Origin of the sequence: Microvirga roseola (assembly GCF_020866965.1) — a bacterium.
Classification (GTDB): domain Bacteria; phylum Pseudomonadota; class Alphaproteobacteria; order Rhizobiales; family Beijerinckiaceae; genus Microvirga; species Microvirga roseola.
Genome location: NZ_JAJATX010000001.1, coordinates 215,480 through 234,152 on the forward strand (window position 1 = coordinate 215,480; position 18,673 = coordinate 234,152).

Genomic DNA, 18,673 nt, shown 5'->3' on the forward strand with positions numbered 1-18,673 from the left:
GTCAAACTCCGGGTACTGGGGAAGAGGGTAGGAAGGGACGTAGAAGTCGGTCTGTATCCAGGAGAGACAGGATTCTGTCCTGGTCGGCGAGCCCGCTCTCCGCCTTGGCGTAGCCGGTCACGGCTTCGCTGCGGAAGCCGCCGGCCTCGTCGGTGAGTGGAGCGACGGCGGAAACGGCAAGCGCCCGGTCCACCCTCAGGGCGACCTGCGGCTGTTCGTTCCGGAGAAGCACGAAATGTCCGCCCTCGTCATCGGAACCGGAGGGCGGCATGCCAAGGGCGGCTGCGAGGTCGATCACGCTGACGAGGCGGCCATTGCGTCCGAAGACGCCGAGAAGCGCCTGAGGGCCGTCGGGAACCGGTACGCATTCCTGAGAGGGCAGGACCTCGGCGACGGCCTCGACGGGGACGCCGAAGTTCTCCGACCCTGCGCCGCAGACCAGGACCCGGGCCGCTTCGGCCTCTGGGGCAGCCTTCTCGTCGTCGCGAGCGGCAAGCCGTTCGGTCCGCTCGTCGAGGATCAGGCGGGCCCTCTCCTCTGCGGACAGGGCCTTGGCGCGGTTGATCAGCTTGAGTTTGCGACGCAGCGACTGGGCCATGCTCAACCCTTACGGCCGGACCGTGCGGCGGCATCCAGGTGGATGCGCACCAGTTCCCGCAGGTCGGCGGCCGTTAGCCCGTCCCCCTCGTCGAGGGGACGGTCGCCGGGCATTGCGGCCGCAATGCGGGCCGCGCTCGTCATGGAGCGCCGTCCGGGGCCGTGCCGCCCGTCTGCCAGGAGCAGAAGTCCGAGGTGGTAGTGAGCCATGGCGAAGCTTTTATCCAGATATATTCCTTTTCGGAAGGCCTGCTCGGCCTCGCCGGGCCGATTCAAAGCCTGCGCGATGAGCCCATGGTAGAAATGGAGGGTCGGATTGAGGGGATCGGCAGCGAGAGCCTCGCGGCAGAGATCGTCCGCAGCCTTGAAATCTCCCGCATCGGCCCGGGCTCTGACCTGGCTCGGCAGGGTCGCCAGTTCGGGAAGAGGAGGAACGGCCGCAGGCTTCGCCGGGGCAGGGGGCAGACGCGGCGGGCTCTTAGCCCGAGCGGACCGCTCGGGCTTGAGGACCGGCTGGGGTGGGGCTCGAACCTGCGGCGCCTCTGGCACAGGGAGTGCGGCCTCTTCGGGAGGCCGGTGCCGATAGGCTACTGTCCCCGGCAGGCTCAGGGCCTGCATCATGGCGGAAAAGGTCGGGCTCGGCTCCGCATGGCCGAGAAGAAGCCAGCCGTCCTGAAGCAGGCAGTCCCTCAAGGCGGGGACCACCCGGTTCACTGTGTCCGGATGGAAATAGATCAGCACGTTGCGGCACAGGATGAGGTCGAACTCGGTGAACTGGAGGGGCGAGGTCCCGTCGAGCAGGCTCATGAGGTTGTGCCGCTGAAACCTGACGAGGGAGCGGAATTCGGGCCGCAGCTGCCACTGCTCGCGTTGCAGCGGAAGGAAATAGCGGGTCCGGTCCTCCGGCGGGATGGCGCGCAGCGCCCATTTGCCGAACCGCGCCTGACGTGCGATCTCTAGGAACGCCTCGTTGATGTCGGTGCCGACGATGTTGATGCGCCAGTTGGCGCAGTCCTGGCCGAGGAGTTCGTTCACCAGGATCGCCAGCGAATAGGGCTCCGCGCCCGTGGCGCAGCCGGCGCTCCAGATGCGCAGGCGCCGCTCGGAACGCTTCCTTTCGATGATCTCCGGCAGGATCGCGCCCCGCAGGGCTGCAAACTGCTCCGCATAACGGAAGAAGAAGGTCTCGCCGATGGTGATCTCGGCCTCGAGTCTCACCCATTCCGCCGGGCCGGAGATGGAATCGTTCAGGAGACCGAGGTACTGCGCCGGGTCGCGAAGCCCGGTCGCACGCAGGCGCTTGCGCACCCGCTCCCAGAGCAGCTCATCCTTGTCCTGATAGTAAAAGTGCCCCGTGCGCTCGATGACGAGGCTTTTCAGCTGGGAAAAACCTGCATCGGGCAGCGGATTGGGTGCGGACTTTGCGGCCATCAGGCCGGGACGGCCCATTCGCCGAGCCGGTTCTGCGCATTCCGGCGAAGGTCGGCGAGCGCCTGCTGTTCCTCCGCGAACAGAATGCGCTCGAGCGACAGGAGATGAACCAGGCGGCCGCCGAGCTCGATCTCGGCCTCGACGCAGCCGTTCAAGGTGTTGCCCTCCGGTACGGCGGAGAACTGGTCGGACCGGACGGTCACGATATCGAGGACGCGGTCGACGAGAAGAGCGCCGGGGCCGGACGCTCCGAGAGCCTCGATCAGGATCAAGTGCCGGTAAAGCTCCGCTTCCGCCGAAACCTGCTCCTGCTCCAGTCCGAAGAGCACATCGAGCCGGATCGCCGGAACCGCCTTGCCGCTCAGGTTGAAGAAGCCGGCAACCGGGCGGGGCAGGGCAGGGGGGCGCCACAGGCACGGGAGAGGCAGAAGCTCGTCCACCGCATCCCGGCGCAGGGCGCAGGCGATGCCGCATACATCGAAGACTATGACCTGCAGGCTCGCCATGACTCACATCTGGAAGGGAAGAGGGTGAGGACGGACATGTCCTTCCTCAATATATGGATGACAACCCCAAAGGGGCAACAGCTCCCGCTCAGGTTCCAGAGACCTGCCGCTTCACCGGCACCAAATGTCAGCGCCGCGCGAGCGCCAGTTTCACGCCGAATCCGACGAAGACGCATCCGGCCAGGCGGTCCATGACGCGGATGACGGCCGGGCGGCGGAGGGCGCGATTGAGCGGCCTTGTCGCCAGGATCAAGGCCGCGAACCAGAGCAGGCTGAGCACCACATGCACCATCACCAGGAGCAGGATAAAGCTGCCGGCCTGCACTCCCGCAGGGACGAATTGCGGGAGGAAGGAGATGTAGAAGATCCCGGCCTTCGGGTTCAGAAGGTTGGTGAGAAGCCCGCGCCAGAGCCACTCTGTGCCGCCCTGCGCCTTGGGCGAGATTCCCGTCGCGGACGGATCGAAACCCTCGCGCGGCTTGAGGATCATCCTGGCACCGAGCCAGACGAGATAGGCGGCTCCCGCCCATTTCAGGACCGTGAAGGCAAGTTCCGACGCCGTGAGAAGGGCGGCGAGGCCGACGGCCACCGCCAAGCCCCAGACCAGACATCCGAGCGTGATCCCGATCCCCGCGAAGGCCGCCTTGCGCGCGCCTTCGAGCGCAGAGGTCCGGAGGACGAGGGCCGTGTCGAGGCCGGGGGTGATCGTCAGCACGGCGGCGGCGAAGAGGAAGGCGAGGAGGGACTGGGCGACCGTCATGGGCTTCCCGCAAAGAATTGGGCGATGGATTGTCGCCACTATTCTGCAGGGTAGAGCGCCGATCAATCCTGAAGAGCCCTGCACCCCGCTCACACCTGACCCAATGCCGACGGTAGGCTCGAAAGAGGCCTGTCGTCTTGACCTCTCTCGGGCAGGGCATAAAAGCATACAGCGCGCAAAGCTGCCGGCGACCGGAGCGGCAGCGCGCCGCACCGCTTCAATTCCCGCCCCTGACTAGGGCCTTTCCCGAATCCCCTCCTGCCTTCGGGGCTAGGACGTCCTTCCATGCGATCCGTCTTCCTGCGCAACGCCCTCGTCCTTGGAATGCTTTCGGCCATCGGGCCGTTCGCCATCGACATGTATCTGCCGGCCTTCCCGGCGATCTCGCGCGACCTCCAGGTCGACGTGAGCGCGGTGCAGATGAGCCTGATGAGCTTCTTCACGGCTGTCGCGGTCTGCCAGATCGTCTACGGCCCGCTCTCCGACCGGTTCGGTCGCAGGCCGCCGCTTTTCTTTGGTCTTGGTCTCTTCGTCCTCGGGGCGATCGGCTGCAGCTTCGCCCAGAGTGTCGAGGCGTTAATCGCCTTCCGGTTCCTGCAGGGCGTCGGCTCCTGCGCCACCATGGTCATCCCTCGGGCGATCATTCGCGATCTGCATACCGGCCACGAGGCGGCGCGGCTGATGGCGACGATGATGCTGGTCTTCAGCGTTTCGCCCATTCTGGCGCCTCTGGCCGGCAGTTTTCTGACGGAAGCTTTCGGTTGGCGCGTGATCTTCTGGGCGACGGCTGCCATCGGCCTCGGAGGACTGGCAGTCGTCCTCTTCCTCCTCCCGGAGACCCACCGGCCCGACGGGACAAAGAAGAGCATCGGCCAGACCTTCGGCACCTACAGGAGCCTCCTGAAGGACCGGCACTTCCTGGGGCTCGCCTTCATCGGCGGCTTCGGTCAGGCGAGCTTCTTCTCGTATCTCGCCGGCTCCTCGGTGATTTTCATCGAGCATTTCGGCCTGTCGCCCTCGGGCTACAGCCTGATCTTCGCCTCCAATGCCATCGCCTTCATCGGCAGCGCGCAGTTCAACAGCACCTTCATGCGCCGCTTCGGCGCTCCCCGCATGGTGCGCACGGCGATCTCTGGATTTGCCGCTCTCACCAGCGTGCTCTTCATCCTGACGGTGGCGGGAGTCGAGGGCCCCTACCTCCTGTGGGGCATGCTCTTCGTGTCCTTCGGGTGCCTCGGCTTCGTCATTCCCTCGACCGCCGTGCTGGCGCTGGAGAGCCATGGGCCGATCGCCGGGACGGCCTCGGCCCTCATGGGGACGCTCCAGCTCAGCACCGGTGCGATCATAATCGTCCTGGTGAGCGCGTTCTATGACGGCACGTCGCTCTCGATGGTGAGCGCCATCGTGGCCTGCGGTCTCATCGCGCTGACTTTGAGCCTGCGGACCCTGAAGCCGAAGCGGGCCTATCCCTGACGGGACTTCGCGATGACCCAGTCGCGGAAGGAGCGCACCAGGGGGGCTTCCGCCTTGTGCTCCGGATAGACTAGGTAGTAAGCGCCGCCGCTCACGAGGCTTTGGGGAAAGAGGATCTCGAGCCGGCCGGAGGCCAGTTCGTCCGCGATCAGGAAATGCGGGATGAGCGCCGCGCCGAGGCCTGCCATGGCCGCCTGAGCCACCATGGCGAACTGCTCGAAGCGCGGGCCGCGCAGGGCATTCCCGACCTCGATGCCGATGCCGCCGAACCACTGGGCCCAGGCCGTGGGCCGAGTGCTCTGCTGGAGCAGCGTGGCGCGGGTCAGGTCCTGCGGCGAGCGGATGCCCTCCCGCTCCCGGTAGGCGGGGCTGCAGACCGGCACGGCCTCCTCGTTGCGCAGCCATTCGCAGACGGCTCCCGGCCAGTGCGGCTGGCCGAAATGGATGGCAGCATCGAAGGGCTCGGCGGCGAAGTCGAAGGGCACCAGGCGGACGCCGAAATTCACCGTCGCGTCCGGGTGCTGGGCGAAGAACTCCGGGATGCGTGGAATCAGCCAGCGCGTGCCGAAGGTCGGGAGCGTCGCCAGATTCAGGACGCCGCTCGTGCCTGAAAGCGCGATGGCCTGATGCGTGGCGTCGGCGAGTTCGGTCAGCGTCGTCCGCACGTTCGCTGCATACATGCGGCCCACATCGGTCAGAACCACCCGCTGCCGGGAGCGGCTGAAGAGGGAGACGCCCAGCGAATCCTCGAGCTGCTGGATCTGGCGCGAGACGGCGCTCTGCGTCAGGCTCAGTTCCTCGGCTGCGCGCGACACGCTGCCGTGGCGGGCGGTGGCCTCGAAGGCCAGGAGATTGCCGATATTGGGCAGAAAGCCGCGTCTGAGCACTACTTCATTCCATTTGAGAATAACGTGCTGCGAAGATGTCGATTTACTTTTGCCCTGTCCAGGGCGATTTTGCCGCCCAATTTCAATAGGTTTAATGGCGTCCCCTGACTGTCGGGGCGCAGTCGAAGAGGAGCGTTCATCATGGCCGGTGCTCAACAGGATTTCGCGAAATTCACCTGGGAGGACCCGCTCCTCCTCGACGAGCTGCTCACCGACGACGAGCGCATGATCCGCGATACGGCCCGTTCTTACGCCCAGGACAAGCTCCTGCCCCGCGTGATCGAGGCCTATCGCGAGGAGAAGACGGATCGCGCCATCTTCAACGAGATGGGCGAGCTCGGCCTTCTCGGCGTGACTATCCCGGAGGAATACGGCTGCGCGGGCGCGTCCTACGTCGCTTATGGCCTCGTCGCCCGCGAGGTCGAGCGGGTCGATTCCGGCTACCGCTCCATGATGAGCGTGCAGTCCTCCCTCGTCATGTACCCGATCTATGCCTACGGAACGGAAGAGCAGCGCCGGAAGTACCTGCCGAAGCTCGCTTCGGGCGAGTATGTCGGCTGCTTCGGCCTCACCGAACCGGATGCGGGCTCCGATCCCGCCGGCATGAAGACCCGCGCGCAGAAGATCGACGGCGGCTACCGCCTCACCGGCTCCAAGATGTGGATCTCGAACTCTCCCATCGCGGATGTCTTCGTGGTCTGGGCGAAGTCCGAGGCCCATGACAACCAGATCCGCGGCTTCGTGCTGGAGAAGGGCATGAAGGGCCTCTCCGCCCCAAAGATCGGCGGCAAGCTCTCGCTTCGCGCCTCCATCACCGGCGAGATCGTCATGGACGGCGTCGAGGTGGGCGAGGATGCGCTGCTGCCGAACGTGTCGGGCCTGAAGGGTCCCTTCGGCTGCCTCAACCGCGCGCGCTACGGCATCTCCTGGGGAGCCATGGGCGCGGCGGAGGATTGCTGGCAGCGGGCGCGGCAGTACACGCTGGACCGCAAGCAGTTCAACAAGCCGCTCGCCGCGACCCAGCTCGTGCAGAAGAAACTCGCCGACATGATGACCGAGATCACGCTCGGCCTACACGCCTCGCTTCGCGTCGGCCGCCTGTTCGATGAGGGCCGCATGGCCCCGGAGATGATCTCGCTGGTAAAGCGCAACAATTGCGGCAAGGCGCTCGACATCGCCCGCACGGCGCGCGACATGCATGGCGGCAACGGCATCCAGGAGGAATACCACGTGATGCGCCATGCGCAGAACCTAGAGACCGTGAACACCTATGAGGGCACCCACGACGTGCACGCGCTGATCCTCGGCCGCGCGCAGACGGGCCTGCAGGCGTTCTTCTAAGACGGAGCCGACATCCCATGCCTCTTCGCATCACCCTGGCGGGTTCGACCGGCTGGGTCGGCAGGGCCCTCGTGGCGGCCATCGCGGGCGCGGACGATTTCGTGCTCGCAGGCGCGGTCAGCCGCAGCGCGGCGGGGCAGGATGCTGGCGAGGCCGCCGGTCTCTCCCGCCTCGGCGTTCCGGTCAGCGCCACTCTGGAGGAGGCGCTCCGCGAGCCTTCCGACGTGGTCATTGACTATACCAAGCCCGACGCCGTGAAGGGGCATGCGCTCACGGCGCTGGCGCAGGGGCGGCACGTGGTCGTCGGCACATCAGGCTTGAGCGCCGTCGATTATGCCGAGATCGGTGCCGAAGCGCAGAAGGCCGGGCGCGGTGTCCTGGCGGCGGGCAACTTCTCGATCACGGCCACGCTTTTGCGCCGCTTCACGCTCGAGGCGGCCCGATACGTCCCGGACGTGGAGATCATCGACTACGCCTCCGCCAAGAAGCAGGATACGCCCTCCGGCACGGCGCGGGAGCTGGCGGAACTCCTGAGCGAGCAGCGGCAGCCCGCAACCTCAAAACCGGTGGACGAACTTACCGGCGTTCGCGAAACGCGTGGCGGCATCCTGGGCGCGAAGGAGCCGGTGCAGGTTCATTCCCTGCGGATGCCGTCCTTCGTCCTCTCCTGCGAGGCCGTCTTCGGAGCGGACAACGAGAGGCTCGTGATCCGTCACGACGCCGGTTCGTCGGCTGCTCCATATGTCGCCGGCACCTTGCTGGCCGCCTGCCGGGTCGGGTCGTTCACAGGCCTGCGGCGCGGTCTCGACACCATCATGGATTGATCCGATGAAACCGCTCGAGGGCCTCAAGGTCCTGGAACTCGCACGCATCCTGGCCGGTCCCTGGGTCGGCCAGCTTCTGGCCGATCTCGGTGCGGATGTGGTGAAGGTGGAGCGTCCCGGCTCCGGGGACGATACCCGCGGCTGGGGTCCGCCCTTCATTGAGGGTGCGGAAGGCGGCGACCTCTCGGCGGCCTACTTTCATTCCTGCAATCGCGGCAAACGCTCCATTGCGGCCGATTTCGAAACGCCGGAGGGGCAGGATCTCGTCCGGAACCTCGCGGCCCATGCGGACGTGGTCATCGAGAATTTCAAGGTCGGCGGCCTGAAGAAATACGGCCTCGACTATGAGAGCCTCAAACGGATCAATCCGCGTCTCGTCTATTGCTCGATCACGGGCTTCGGCCAGAACGGGCCCTATGCCTCCCGCGCCGGCTACGATTTCATGATCCAGGGGATGGGCGGCATCATGGACCTGACGGGCGATCCTGATGGAGAGCCTCAGAAGATCGGCGTCGCCTTCGCCGACATCTTCACCGGCGTCTATTCGGTGGTGGGCGTGCTCGCGGCCTTGCGTCGCCGCGACCAGACGGGGGAGGGGGCGCATCTCGATATGGCGCTCCTCGATGTCCAGACGAGCGTGCTGGCAAACCAGGCCATGAACTATCTGGCTTCGGGCAGGGCTCCCCGCCGCATGGGCAACGCCCATCCCAACATCGTGCCGTACCAGGTCTTCCCGGTGGCGGACGGCCACGTGATCGTGGCCGTGGGCAATGACGGGCAGTATGCCCGCTTCGTGACGGTGCTGGGCCGGCCTGAGCTGGCGCAGGACGAGCGCTTCAGGACGAATGCGGGCCGGGTCGGGCACCGGGCCGAACTCGTCGCCATGCTCACCGAGCTGACGCTCAGGACCTCCCGCGACGCCTTGCTGGCGGCTCTCGAAAAGCAGGGCGTTCCGGCGGGACCGATCAATTCCGTGGCCGATGTCTTCGCCGATCCCCAGGTGATCGCGCGGGGCCTGCGGATCGACCTGCCCTCGGACTATGCCAAGGGCGGGACCATTCCCTCCGTTCGCTCCCCCATCGTGCTGGACGGGGAGCACATGGCGGCGAACAGGCCTTCGCCCCGCCTCGGCGAGCACACGGACGAGGTGCTGAACGATCCGTCCTGGATCACCTAAGGGCGCTAGGCGCCCTCCCTATTCGGCGATGCCTTTCTTAAGCAGGCGCTCGATGGCCGCCATGATCCGGTTGCGGTCCTCTTCCGAGAACGGGCTGAGCTTGTGCATCTCGAGGCTGCTCAGGCCTTCGGTGGCGAGCCAGGCGACCAGGGCAGCGTCTACGTCGTCCGAGGTTGACTTGAGCTGCTTCAGCGTTTCCTTGATGACCTGACGGACCGGGTCGAGGAGACCTGGATTCTCAGCTGTGGCCGCCAGCATCCCGGTGGCCACATCCTGCATCTTGCCCCCGCAACAGATGTTGAGGAGGGTTTTGGTCACCACGCGGGCTTCCAGGTTGGGGCCCGGGCCGGCCTGCTCCCGCAAGACCTCCCGCTCGGCTGCGACCTGCTCGATCATGCGCTGGATCATGCCCTGCAGTAGTGCTTCCTTCGTGGGGAAATTGTAGAGCAGACCGCCTTTGCTGAGCCCGGCCCTCTCGGCAACGGCGTCCAGCGTCAGCCGTCCGGCGCCAATCTCACCGACAAGCTCTGCGGCCGCATCAAGAATTTTTTCTCGTGAACTCTTGCGGCCTCGGGTACAGGGGAACAGCATCGACCTCTCTTGCAACTAAACCGTCCAGACGGTATATAAATGCCTGCCACGGCATTGGCGTCAAGGGAAAGCCGCGCTAATGCCGCACCTCTCAATTCATATAGGGGCCCGAATCAAGGGCCGGAAATCTCGGAAAAAGCCTATGAAACGGCGCATCGTAGTCTCCCTCGTCTTCATTCTTGCCATCGGACTTTGCGCCGGGGTGGTCTGGTTCAACTTTTTCCGCGACGGCATGATCAAGCAGTTCTTCGCTAACATGCAGCCGCCGGCGCAGACTGTCTCGGCCGCAAAGGTGGAGGCCAATACCTGGACGCCGGCGATCAGCGCCATCGGCACGGCCAAGGCCGCGAACGGCGTTGAACTGGCCGTACAGGTCGGCGGTGTCGTAAAGGAAATCCGTTTCAAGCCGAACCAGCAGGTTCAGCAGGGCGATCTCCTCGTGCAGATCGACGATGCCGTCGACCGGGCGGATCTGGCGAATGCGCAGGCCCAGGTGAGGCTCGCCGAGAGCAACTTCGAGCGCTCCAAGGCGCTCGCTGCCCGCGGAATTGCGGCCGAAGCGACTTTCGAGCAGAACCAGGCCCAGCTCGCGACCGCCCGCGCCCAGGAAGCCCGTGTCAGGGCCGTCATCGAGCAGAAGGCGCTCGAGGCGCCGTTCTCCGGCGTCATCGGCATCCCGCGCATCGACGTGGGCCAGTACGTGCAGCCCGGCACCGCTGTAGCGAGCTTCCAGAACCTCCAATCGATGAAAGTGGACTTCACCGTGCCGGAGCAGATGGCGGAGCAGATCGGCCTCGGCCAGGAGGTCCGCATGGGCAACAGCGAGACGGACATGCCCTTCAAGGGGCGCGTCACGGGTAAGGACCCGCGCGTCGATCCGAAGACGCGTCTCGTCTCCGTCCAGGCCGTCGTCGACGAGAACAAGGACGGCGCGATCCTGCCGGGTCAGTTCCTGCATGTGGAAGTGATCCTGCCGGAGCAGCCCAACGTCATCACCGTGCCACAGACGGCGGTTATCTCCAGCCTCTACGGCGATTACGTCTATACGATCGAGCAGGAAGAGCGCGCTGGGCAGCCGGCCCAGGTGGTGAAGCAGGTTTTCGTGAAGACCGGCCGCCGTCGCGGAGGCTCTCTCGAGATCCTGTCGGGCATCACCCCCGGCCAGCAGGTCGTCGCCTCGGGGCAGAACAAGCTCCAGGCCGGCTCGACCGTCAAGATCGACAACTCCATTGATGTGACAAAGCTCGACGCGACGAAGCTCGCGAACGGCCGATAGGCAACAACGCCATGAGTTTCACGGAACTGTTCATCCGCCGCCCCGTCCTGTCGATGGTGGTGAGCCTCCTGATCCTGCTGCTCGGCACGCAGGGTCTGATGAACCTCCAGGTGCGCCAGTACCCGGAGGTCGAGGAGACCACGATCACCATCACGACCGCCTATACGGGCGCCAGCGCCGACCTGATGCAGGGCTTCATCAGCACGCCCATCGCCAAATCCGTGTCGAGCGCGGAAGGCGTCGATTACGTGACGACGCAAAGCCGTCAGGGGCTGAGCACGGTCTCCGTGCGCATGCGCCTGAACACGGACCCGAACGCCGCGCTCACCGAGGTGACGTCCAAGGTGCAGCAGGTGCGCGCTCAGCTTCCCTCGGAAGCCGAGGACCCGGTCATCATGAAGGGCACGGGCCAGACCTTCGCCCTCATGTACATCACCTTCGGCAGCACGGAGATGAATCCGGAGCAGGTCTCCGAATTCCTCACCCGCGTGGTGCAGCCGCGCTTCGCGACCCTCGAGGGCGTCGGCAATGCCGAGATCCTCGGCGGGCGCGACTTCTCCATGCGCGTCTGGATCGATCCCGTGCGCCTCGCAGCCCGCGGCGTGACCGCAGGCGACGTGGTGACGGCGATCCGCGCCAACAACTTCCTTGCGGCTCCCGGCAAGACGCAGAACGAGTACGTGGCCTACACGCTCGATATGCGGACCACGCTGCAGAGGCCTGAGACTTTCGGCACGCTGCCGATCCGCTCCAACGGCGATCAGGTCGTGCGTCTGCGCGACGTGGCCGACGTGGAGCTCGGCCCCAAGAGCACGGACGTGAAGGTCAGCTTCAACGGCAGCGAAGGCACCTTCATCGGCATCGTGCCCACGCCCTCCGCCAACCCGCTGACCGTGGCCGACGAGGTGACCAAGGCCATCGACGCGATCCGCCCGACCCTGCCGAAGGGCATGACGGTCGAGATCGTCTATGACGCCTCGAGCTTCATCTCGGCTTCGATCGAGGAGGTGTTTAAGACCATCGGCGAGGCGGCGCTCATCGTCGTGGTGGTGATCCTGCTGTTCCTGGGCTCGTTCCGCTCGGTGCTGATCCCCATCGTCACGATCCCGCTGTCGCTCATCGGCGTCTGCTTCTTCCTCTATGCCCTGGGCTATTCCATCAACCTGCTCACTCTGCTCGCCATGGTGCTCGCCATCGGCCTCGTGGTCGACGACGCCATCGTGGTGCTGGAGAACATCCACCGCCACATCGAGGAAGGGCTGAAGCCGGTCCAGGCCGCCATAGTCGGCATGAGGGAGATCTTCCTGCCGATCGTCTCCATGACGATCACGCTAGCGGCCGTCTATGCGCCCATCGGCTTCACGCAAGGGCTGACCGGATCGCTCTTCCGCGAGTTCGCCTTCACGCTCGCAGGCGCGGTGATCATCTCGGGCATCATCGCGGTCACCCTGTCGCCCATGATGTCGTCGAAGCTCCTGAAGTCGCATGGCGCGCAGGGCCGCTTCGCCGCCTTCGTGGACCGCAACTTCACGCGGCTGGAGAACTGGTATGCGCGGCGTCTGAAGGGCTCGCTGGATTATCGTGGCGTGACCCTCGTCATCGTCGCCACACTACTTTCCACCACGGCCTTCATGTTTATGAACACCTCCTCCGAACTTGCGCCGGAAGAGGATCAGGGCGCCTATCTCGGCCTCGTCAATGCGCCGAAATATGCGACCGCCGATTACACGCAGACCTTCTCGACCCAGTTCACCAATGCGGGCGAGAAGATCCCGGAGATCGACGCCTCGTTTCTGATCGTAGGCGTCGACGGCGGCGGCGGCGGCTTCGTCGGCTTCAAGCTGAAGGAGTGGAGCGAGCGTGAGAAGAAGGGACCCGTCACGAAGCAGGAGATCCAGAATCTCCTGGATCAGAATGCCGGCGTCCAGGCCTTCGTCTTCGCGCCTCCGTCCCTGCCGGGTGCGGGCGGCGGCCTGCCGATCCAGTACGTGCTTCGCACCATCGGCGATCCGGCTCAGGCCTACGAGGTCGCGGAGCAGGTCCGTCAGCGGGCGATGAAGTCCGGCAAATTCATCGTCGTCCAGAACTCGGTCTCCTACGAGACGCCGCGTGCGCGCATCACCGTCGACCGCGACCGTGCGGCGGCGCTCGGCGTGCCGGTCTCCGAGATCGGCAACACGCTCGGCGCCCTCGTCGGCGGAGCCCCGATCTCAAAGTTCGACCGGGACAGCCGGAGCTACGACGTGATCAGCCAGGTGCGCCAGATGGATCGCCTGAACCCCGAGCGCCTGGGCCAGTACTATGTCCGCGCGTCCGACGGGTCCATGGTGCCGCTCTCCGCCCTGGTGCGCATCGAGACAGATGCCGCGCCTGCCGCCATCGAGCAGTTCAATCAGCTCAATGCGGCGACGCTCTCGGCGCTGCCTCTGCCCGGTGTGACCACGTCGGAAGGCCTGGCGACCCTGCGTTCCATTGCGCAGGAGGTCATGCCGGAAGGCTTCTACGAGGACTTCGCCGGTCAGTCGCGCCTCGAGATCCAGGAGGGCAACTCCATCGCGCTCGCCTTCGGGCTCGCCATCATCGTGATCTATCTGGTGCTGGCGGCGCAGTTCGAGAGCTTCCGCGATCCGTTCATCATCATGATGTCGGTGCCGCTCTCGATCTTCGGCGCGATGATCTTCCTGAACCTCGGTCTGGCGACGCTCAACATCTACACGCAGGTGGGCCTGATCACCCTGGTGGGTCTGATCACGAAGCACGGCATCCTGATGGTGGAGTTCGCCAACGAGCTCAAGGAGAAGCACGGCATGAGAAGGCGCGAGGCGATTCAGGAAGCCGCCCGCGTGCGCCTGCGTCCGATTCTCATGACGACCGCCGCAATGGTGCTGGGCGTTGCGCCGCTCATCACGGCGAGCGGCGCAGGCGCTGCGGCCCGCTTCTCGATGGGCCTCGTGATCGCCTCGGGCATGTCCATCGGCACGGTCTTCACGCTCTTCGTGGTTCCGATGTTCTACACCCTCATCTCGCGTGAGACGAGGCCGCAGGAGCAAGCCCATATGGAGCCTGCTCCGCACCCGGCCCTCGCTGCGGAATAAAGAAAAGGCCGGGCATCGCCCGGCCTTTTGAGTAAGGTCTCGAAGAAGGCGGGAACGGTGCCGTTTCCGCCTTCATTACGTTCAACGCCTGATCGCCGCCGGCGGTTCCGCTTTATCTGCGGGACCGCCGAGGAATTTTCAGCGGCCGATCTCGCCCTCGACTTCCATGAAGGGGGAGACGGATTTGAAGCCGGCCTGCTCGGCGGCCTTGCGCACGGCTTCGGCTACTTCCTTCGAATGGATCTCGACAGTTTCGCCGGTCTTCGAATCGACGAACATCACCTTCATGGCGCTCACATCGGGCTGGCCATGGGAGACGACATAGGAGTTCTGCGTGGCGAGCCGGTGGACGAGGCCTGCATCGCGCAGGAAGTCGAGCGCACGGTAGATCGTCACCGGAGCCAGGCGCTTCTTGTCGCTGCTGAGGCGGTCGACAAGATCGTAGGCGCCCACAGGGCCGCCACTCTGCACAAGCTCGCGATAGACGCGCTCGCGGATCGGCGTCAGCCGGAGGTTGTTCTGGCGACACAGGTCGTCCGCACGGCGGAGGAGATTCTCCTCTTCTTCTTTTCTGGTGGCTCTGGTGCTCATGGGCCTGCTCCTGTTATTACGAAACCTACATATTCATATAGGCAAAGCTGCGCCCGAACAATGTGTTATCGTTGCAATATGTGCTTGCAAATGTGCATATTCCGCAAAGGAATTTGGCATTTCAACAGAGAATTGGGAGTCAGACTGACGTACCGTTCTAAAAAAAACAGCTAAATTTGCCTCAAGTTACAGATCGGCGTTTCACTTGGCGCAGGTTTCGCAGCGGCCTCTGATTTCGACCGTTACCTTCTTCGGGCAGAAGGCGTTGTCGTCACTCCACTGGGATAAGCTTCCGCTAAGCTGCGAATCAGTGAACTCCGTCACCAATCCGCATTCCTCGCAAATGGCGAAAGCAGCCATGTCGTGGTGATGCGGATGCTTGCAGGCGACATAGGCGTTCAGGCTCTCGAGTCGATGGGCGAGGCCTTTCTCGATCAGCTTGTCGAGAGACCTGTAGACGGTGGGCGGCGTCACGGCGCCCTTCGAGCGCATCTTGTCCAGCACCTCATAAGCCGAGAGCGGATTCTGCGCCGCCGCGAGGATTCGGTGAACCCGCCGCTGCGTCTCATTCAGCTCCTCGAGCGCATGATCATGGTGGTGGTGCGAGGCCATTCTGAAAGGTCAACTCCGACGATGCATCGTAAGGCATAGGTCATCATTGGAGAAGATATTTCAAGGCAGCCATGAGCGGGCGGACTCCATGACACGTCATGCATTGGTCAGAAGCTGCGAAATCTTCTGCCGGTCAGCCGACAGGAGAGAGAAATTTAGACGTCGACCCAGGCAGTCTTGCCCTCGGAAGAGCGAACTGCAGCTTCGATGAACCGAACGCCGCGCACACCCTGCTCGACGGTCGGAACCTGGAGCGAGAAGGAATCGGGCTCGCGGCCCTCGAGGCGCGCTGCGATCTGCTCCGCCACATCCGTGTAGAGCTGGGTGAAGCCTTCCAGGTAGCCTTCCGGGTGGCCGCCGGGAATGCGCGAGGCCGCGCGGGACACATCGTTCGCCCCATAGCCGTTACGGCGGATGATACGGGGCGGCTCGCCGAGAGGGGAGAAGAGCAGGGAGTTTGGATTCTCCTGGTCCCACTCCAGGCCGGCCTTCTCGCCATAGACGCGGATGCGAAGCCCGTTCTCGAGACCCGAGGCCACCTGGCTGCACCAGAGCATGCCCCGGGCGCCAGACGCAAACCGCAGCATCATATGCGCATTGTCGTCGAGCCTGCGGCCTTCCACGAATGTGTGCAGCTCCGCCGAGAGCGATGCGACTTCATCGGCCGCGATGAACTCGGCCAGGTTGAAGGCATGGGTGCCGATATCGCCCACGGCTCCTGCGGGACCCGAGCGCGCCGGATCGGTGCGCCATTCGGCCTGCTTGCTGCCGGTTTCCTCCACCCGGGTCGCCAGCCAGTCCTGGGCATATTCCACCTGCACGAGGCGGATGTGCCCGAGTTCGCCCGCCTGCACCATGGCGCGCGCCTGCCGTACCAGCGGGTAGCCGGTATAATTGTGCGTCACTGCGAAGACGAGGCCCGTCTCGCGCGCGAGCTTCGCCAGATCCTCGGCCTCCTGCCGGGTCGTGGTGAGGGGCTTGTCGCAGATCACGTGGATTCCGGCCTCGAGAAAGGCCCGAGCCGCCGGAGCATGGGCATGATTGGGCGTGACGATGGCCACCCCATCGATGCGATCCTCACGCTCCTTCTCCCGCCGGGCCATCTCCTCGAAACTGCCATAGATGCGGTCCGGATTCAGAAGAAGGTCCTCGCCGGAGAGCCGCGCCCGCTCCGGATCGGACGACAGGGCTCCGGCGACGAGCTCCCAGCGGTCGTCGAGCCGGGCCGCGATCCGGTGCACGGCGCCGATGAAGGCGCCCCGCCCGCCGCCGACCATGCCGAGGCGAAGGCGGCGGTTCAGTCTCTGATCCTGCGATGCCGTGATGGTCATGGTGCCTGCTCCACCCTTGCCTATCGTCCGATGCCCAGCATGCGCCGGTTGGCGGCCTCGTCCGTTCCGCCCGCGGCGAAATCGTCGAAAGCCTTCTCCGTGACGCGGATGATGTGAGCCTTGATGAATTCGGCGCCTTCGCGCGCGCCGTCCTCCGGGTGCTTGAGGGCGCATTCCCACTCCAGCACGGCCCAGGAGTCGTAATCGTACTGCGCGAGCTTGGAGAAGATGGCGCTGAAATCCACCTGCCCGTCGCCAAGCGAGCGGAAGCGGCCGGCGCGGTTGATCCAGCTCTCATATCCCCCATAGACACCGATGCGGCCCGTCGGGTTGAACTCCGCGTCCTTGGCGTGGAAAGCCTTGATGCGCTCGTGGTACAGGTCGATGAAGGCCACGTAGTCGAGCTGCTGCAGCAGGAAATGGCTCGGGTCGTAGTTGATGCAGGCGCGGGCATGCCCGCCGACCGCATCGACGAAGCGCTCGAAGGTTGCGCCATCGTGGATGTCCTCGCCCGGATGAATCTCGTAGCAGACGTCGCAGCCTGCATCCTCATAGGCGTCGAGGATCGGCCGCCAGCGGCGGCCGAGTTCCTCGAACGCCGTCTCGACGAGACCGGCCGGACGCTGAGGCCAGGGATACATGAAGGGCCAGGCGAGCGCACCCGAGAAGGTGACATGAGCCCCCAGACCGAGCCGCTTCGACGCTTTCGCGGCCATGATCACCTGATCGACGGCCCAGGCCTGCCGCGCCTTGGGGTTGCCTCGGACCTCGGGGGCGGCAAACCCGTCGAAGGCTTCGTCGAAGGCGGGATGAACCGCAACGAGCTGGCCCTGAAGATGGGTCGAAAGCTCGGTGATCTCGAGCCCATGGGAGCGGACGAGCCCTTGAATCTCGTCACAGTAAGTCTGCGACTCCGCCGCCTTCTTCAGATCGAAAAGACGGGCATCCCAGGTGGGGATCTGAACACCCTTGTAGCCGAGCGAGGTGGCCCATCGGCAGATGGAATCCAGTGAGTTGAACGGTGCTTCATCGCCTGCGAACTGCGCGAGGAAAAGGCCGGGGCCCTTCATGGTCTTCATGGGTGAACTCCCAAGGTGACGGGGTGGCGCGAGAGGAAACTGAACCGGGCAAAGGAAAGCCGCCGGGAAAAGGAGCGGCTTGCCTTTGCCTCGCCCCTTCCGGTTGGAAGGGGCGAGACGGCAGCCGCTTAGAACGGCGAGTTCGGGTAGTAGTGCTCCTCGGCGTTCTCCTTGGTGATCAGCTCTGCGTCGAGCACGTAGGTGCCGCGCATCGGGGCGTTCGAGTAGAACTGCGAGGCCGTCGTATTCATGGCGGTCGCGATCATGGCCGGGGGATAGGACACGTTGGCCGGGATCATCTTGTCGCCCTCCATGACGCGCTTGACCATCTCCTTCATGCCGGCGCCGCCGAGCACGAACTTGATGTCGTCGCGCTTGGCCTGGCGGATCGCTTCGAGCACGCCGAGCGCCATGTCGTCGTCCGAGGCCCAGACCGCATCGATCTTCGGGTGCTTGGCAAGGTAGTCCTGCATCACCCGAAAGGCGTCGTCGCGGTTCCAGTTGGCGTACTGCTTGTCGATCACCTTCACGCCCGAGCCTTCGAGGGCCTTCTCAAAGTTGGAGACGCGCTCCTCGTCGATGACGGTCGGGATGCCGCGGAGCACGACGACATTGCCCTCCTTCAGGTTGTCGACGAAGTACTTTCCGGCGACGCGGCCGAATTCAGGGTTGTTCCCGGCGACATAGATGTCCTGGATCGCGGGATCGGTCAGGCCACGATCCACGACGGTCACGAAGGTGCCGTTCCGCTTCACCTCGCGGACGGGGCCCGTCAGCTCATCCGAGTTGAAGGGCAGAACGACGAGGGCGTCGATGTTCTGCGCCGTCAGGTCCTCGAGGGCATTCGCCTGCGATGCACCGTCAGGCGAGGTCTTCACGACGACCTTGAGGCCCGGATAGGTCTGCTCCAGGCGCTTGGCCGCTTCCTGGGCATGATAGACGACGCCGCCGGTCCAGCCATGGGTCGCGGCCGGGATCGAGACGCCGATGGTCACGTTCTTCTTCTCCTGAGCGGAGACGCCCGTGGCGACACCTGCCAGAAGGCCTGCCGTGACTGCCAGCTTCAGTACCGTTCTTCTTCTCATCTTGTCCTCCCTTTGTG

At 64.8% G+C, this 18,673-nt stretch carries 17 protein-coding genes; 6 read left to right on the forward strand and 11 right to left on the reverse strand.

Annotation, left to right across the window (positions count from 1 at the left end):
* Window position 1: 1 nt before the first annotated feature.
* The 4 genes from LG661_RS01055 to LG661_RS01070 all read right to left on the reverse strand — a co-directional run bounded on the left by LG661_RS01055 (window position 2) and on the right by LG661_RS01070 (window position 3,294).
* Window positions 2–598 carry a chemotaxis protein CheW gene (locus tag LG661_RS01055; RefSeq protein ID WP_230529995.1) on the reverse strand — a complete coding sequence of 199 codons (597 nt, stop codon included), beginning with the start codon at window positions 596–598 and terminating at the stop codon, window positions 2–4.
* 2 nt (window positions 599–600) lie between these two features.
* Window positions 601–2,046 carry a CheR family methyltransferase gene (locus LG661_RS01060; protein WP_230529996.1) on the reverse strand — a complete coding sequence of 482 codons (1,446 nt, stop codon included), beginning with the start codon at window positions 2,044–2,046 and terminating at the stop codon, window positions 601–603.
* Complete coding sequence (locus LG661_RS01065; protein ID WP_230529997.1) at window positions 2,028–2,534, reverse strand: chemotaxis protein CheW; 507 nt, start codon at window positions 2,532–2,534, stop codon at window positions 2,028–2,030. Before LG661_RS01065 ends, LG661_RS01060 begins: the two co-directional genes overlap by 19 nt.
* Before the next feature lie 127 nt (window positions 2,535–2,661).
* Window positions 2,662–3,294 carry a LysE family translocator gene (locus tag LG661_RS01070; protein ID WP_230529998.1) on the reverse strand — a complete coding sequence of 211 codons (633 nt, stop codon included), beginning with the start codon at window positions 3,292–3,294 and terminating at the stop codon, window positions 2,662–2,664.
* A 285-nt stretch (window positions 3,295–3,579) separates the two neighbouring features.
* On the opposite strand from LG661_RS01070, the gene LG661_RS01075 reads away from it, so the two are divergent.
* Window positions 3,580–4,767: a multidrug effflux MFS transporter gene (locus LG661_RS01075; protein ID WP_230529999.1), complete on the forward strand. Its 1,188-nt coding sequence runs from the start codon at window positions 3,580–3,582 to the stop codon at window positions 4,765–4,767.
* On the opposite strand, the gene LG661_RS01080 is transcribed toward LG661_RS01075, so the two are convergent.
* The gene (locus LG661_RS01080) at window positions 4,758–5,654 is read right to left on the reverse strand and encodes a LysR family transcriptional regulator (RefSeq protein WP_230530000.1); all 897 of its coding nucleotides are present in this window, start codon (window positions 5,652–5,654) and stop codon (window positions 4,758–4,760) included. The two genes, LG661_RS01075 and LG661_RS01080, sit on opposite strands and share 10 nt — an antisense overlap.
* Window positions 5,655–5,795: 141 nt before the next feature.
* On the opposite strand from LG661_RS01080, the gene LG661_RS01085 reads away from it, so the two are divergent.
* Genes LG661_RS01085 through LG661_RS01095 form a run of 3 tightly spaced genes read left to right on the forward strand, consistent with a single transcriptional unit; the run spans window position 5,796 to window position 8,996 of the window.
* Window positions 5,796–6,995 (forward strand): acyl-CoA dehydrogenase, encoded by a 1,200-nt coding sequence (locus LG661_RS01085; protein WP_230530001.1) that lies wholly within the window; start codon window positions 5,796–5,798, stop codon window positions 6,993–6,995.
* 17 nt (window positions 6,996–7,012) lie between these two features.
* Entirely contained in the window at window positions 7,013–7,819 is an 807-nt protein-coding gene (gene dapB, locus LG661_RS01090) for a 4-hydroxy-tetrahydrodipicolinate reductase (RefSeq protein ID WP_230530002.1), read from the forward strand.
* A gap of 4 nt (window positions 7,820–7,823) precedes the next feature.
* On the forward strand, window positions 7,824–8,996 hold the full coding sequence (locus tag LG661_RS01095) for a CaiB/BaiF CoA transferase family protein (RefSeq protein ID WP_230530003.1): 1,173 nt from the start codon (window positions 7,824–7,826) through the stop codon (window positions 8,994–8,996).
* 18 nt (window positions 8,997–9,014) lie between these two features.
* Here the strand turns inward: LG661_RS01095 and LG661_RS01100 are convergent, their stop codons facing one another.
* Entirely contained in the window at window positions 9,015–9,587 is a 573-nt protein-coding gene (locus tag LG661_RS01100; protein WP_230530004.1) for a TetR/AcrR family transcriptional regulator, read from the reverse strand.
* Window positions 9,588–9,729: 142 nt separating this feature from the next.
* Between LG661_RS01100 and LG661_RS01105 the strand changes: the two genes are divergently transcribed.
* A complete protein-coding gene (locus tag LG661_RS01105) occupies window positions 9,730–10,863 on the forward strand; it encodes an efflux RND transporter periplasmic adaptor subunit (RefSeq protein ID WP_230530005.1) in 1,134 nt (377 codons plus the stop codon).
* Between the two features lie 11 nt (window positions 10,864–10,874).
* Complete coding sequence (locus LG661_RS01110; RefSeq protein WP_230530006.1) at window positions 10,875–13,958, forward strand: efflux RND transporter permease subunit; 3,084 nt, start codon at window positions 10,875–10,877, stop codon at window positions 13,956–13,958.
* 138 nt (window positions 13,959–14,096) lie between these two features.
* Here LG661_RS01110 and LG661_RS01115 read toward each other — a convergent pair whose 3' ends face one another.
* The 5 genes from LG661_RS01115 to LG661_RS01135 form a co-directional block, all read right to left on the reverse strand.
* A complete protein-coding gene (locus LG661_RS01115) occupies window positions 14,097–14,549 on the reverse strand; it encodes a Fur family transcriptional regulator (protein ID WP_230530007.1) in 453 nt (150 codons plus the stop codon).
* 201 nt (window positions 14,550–14,750) lie between these two features.
* Window positions 14,751–15,161, reverse strand: coding sequence for a Fur family transcriptional regulator (locus tag LG661_RS01120; RefSeq protein ID WP_230530008.1), 411 nt, complete (start codon window positions 15,159–15,161; stop codon window positions 14,751–14,753).
* A 155-nt stretch (window positions 15,162–15,316) separates the two neighbouring features.
* Entirely contained in the window at window positions 15,317–16,492 is a 1,176-nt protein-coding gene (locus LG661_RS01125) for a Gfo/Idh/MocA family protein (RefSeq protein WP_230530009.1), read from the reverse strand.
* Window positions 16,493–16,512: 20 nt separating this feature from the next.
* On the reverse strand, window positions 16,513–17,571 hold the full coding sequence (locus LG661_RS01130) for a sugar phosphate isomerase/epimerase family protein (RefSeq protein WP_230530010.1): 1,059 nt from the start codon (window positions 17,569–17,571) through the stop codon (window positions 16,513–16,515).
* Between the two features lie 128 nt (window positions 17,572–17,699).
* Entirely contained in the window at window positions 17,700–18,656 is a 957-nt protein-coding gene (locus LG661_RS01135) for an ABC transporter substrate-binding protein (RefSeq protein ID WP_230530011.1), read from the reverse strand.
* Window positions 18,657–18,673 lie beyond the last annotated feature (17 nt).